This window comes from Moorena sp. SIO3I6 (assembly GCF_010672095.1).
Map to the genome: position 1 here is coordinate 1 of NZ_JAAHHU010001370.1, position 1,376 is coordinate 1,376.

Annotated in this window: 2 protein-coding genes; both read left to right on the top strand. The window is 42.8% G+C overall.

From position 1 onward, the window contains the following. Positions 1-178 precede the first annotated feature (178 nt). Positions 179-739 carry a filament integrity protein FraC gene (fraC, locus tag F6K49_RS49405; RefSeq protein WP_075900410.1) on the top strand — a complete coding sequence of 187 codons (561 nt, stop codon included), beginning with the start codon at positions 179-181 and terminating at the stop codon, positions 737-739. Positions 740-747: 8 nt separating this feature from the next. Further along, a partial coding sequence (locus F6K49_RS49410; RefSeq protein ID WP_293110091.1) for a DUF5357 family protein occupies positions 748-1,376 on the top strand: 629 nt, incomplete at its 3' end.

A 1,376-nucleotide genomic window follows, 5' to 3' on the forward strand; every position in this document is an offset into this window, starting at 1 on the left:
GGTTAAGTCTCGACAGAGATTTAAACGCAGCAATTAATTTGAGAAACGCCGTAGGCTCTACGGTGTCTGCCTGTGGACGGAGTGCTGCCGACAGTTCCGGAAGAAGCAGGAAGTAAACAGCTTTAACGAGCTAAGCGCGAGTTTTGTATAAGTTTTATGGAGCAGCAAACCTAAAATTATGGCACCTGTATGGCCCCTACAGACGGTCGTGTTTCAAATTCTCTTCCTGCTGGTGGTAATTGCGGTGGAAGGGGTAGTCTTACAACGAGGGCTAAAACTCAACCGCAAAACCAGCATGCAGCAAGCAGCATCGATTAATCTACTTTCCACCATTGTAGGTTGGTGGTGTTTTTTTGCCCTTCACGACCAACTCCCTGCGGCATTTCAAGGCCAGATGATTAGTTATATCTTTTTCGATCACTTTTCAGAGGATAAGCCAGACAATTTTTATGCTCTTATCGCTATCAGTGTGATCGCAATTTTCTTTATTTCCTTTATTATTAAGCTGGCAGGGCTGAGGTTACTCAAAATCTTTTTAGAACTAGCTGAAGATCAGGCAACTGGTTCCAAATCGGCTTCTGATGAGGAAAAATCATTATCCTTTAGGCGCTCTGGTCAGAGAGGATCGGGTGGGGAAAATCGAGCTATGGTCGTCCTCATTGCTAATTCCTGTAGCTATAGCGCTATCTTACTGCTTTTGTTTCTGCGTTTCCTTTATGTCAACCCCATTAGTGGATAACTAGCGTCGTGAAATTTTTCACATCCTTCTTCGAATTTGTCATTGGCTTAGCAGTGGTAGACTGGGTGGTAAAGGTACTGAAACCTCCCAAGGCATTTTCCTGGCAGGCTATAATGTGGCTAACTGTGTTTTCCTATGTAATGGCAGGGTTAGCCACTGGATTTGTACAACGGCTGATAGCAAGCTGTGGTGGTATTTTCTTTATTTTATTTGTCTACTGGGTAACAGCAGCGGCGGCTAAGCTAAGAATTGCCAAGAAGAGCTTGCCCCTAGGTGCCTGGATTACTGGCGCATTAACTAGTATTTATCTATTCGGAATCAGTTGGAACGTTGGAGAATACCAGCTCAGAATTGATGGTATCAGTACCTATTTATTAGGCATCGACTCAGGGGAATTATCATCCTTGACGTTCATTAGTTGGCCATTGATATCAGCAATAATTGCGGCTTTACCCTATATTTTAGCAGTAGAATTTAAGGTAAAAAAACCGTCCCCAGCAGAACGTCAATATCTAGTTATATTATTCGGTAGCCAACTCCTGATTAGCTGCTGGATACAGTTTTATTTCGTGATTCAAAACTGGCTAGTGCAATATCCTAGCTTACTGAGTGATGATTTTATCCATAGTTCCTTTGA

What these genes read in the sequence shown, in the direction of transcription:
- fraC (WP_075900410.1), top strand. Translation starts at nt 179, where the DNA reads ATGGCACCTGTATGGCCCCTACAGACGGTCGTGTTTCAAATTCTCTTC.